Genomic DNA, 358 nt, shown 5'->3' with positions numbered 1-358 from the left:
TACTCTATTAAAACTAAGCAAAAAAGCAGCCCTGGTCTTCTTACTGCTCGCTGTGAGCTTGGTTTCATCCCCAACTTCAGCAGTTAAGGCGGACCCTATTCAATTTAGTGACGTTCCTGCGAAGCATTGGGCGAAATCAGGAATTGATACGGCGGTGAATAAAGGGTATGTAGTGGGATATCCCGGAGGGTTATTCATGCCTAATGCCAACGTGACCCGTGCGGAATTTATCAAAATGATCGTGACAGCGACTGGGCAAAACATAGAGGAAACCGCAGGCAAATGGTATGAAGGTTACGTTAATGCTGCAGAAGTGGCGAAGTTGTATGTGAGCAGTGATTTTGCTAATTCGGAGCTG

Annotated in this window: 1 protein-coding gene; it reads left to right on the top strand. The window is 46.1% G+C overall.

All coding sequences use genetic code 11. The annotated features are described in order from the left end of the window. Positions 1-358 (top strand): S-layer homology domain-containing protein (locus CA600_RS30665; RefSeq protein WP_143812242.1); only part of this gene is annotated, 358 nt, incomplete at both ends.

The sequence above is a fragment of the Paenibacillus sp. VTT E-133280 genome (assembly GCF_002264385.1).
Lineage (GTDB): Bacteria > Bacillota > Bacilli > Paenibacillales > Paenibacillaceae > Paenibacillus_AQ > Paenibacillus_AQ nitricinens.
Note: the sequence above shows the minus strand (reverse complement) of the source record. Positions and strands in the feature narration are given on the sequence as shown.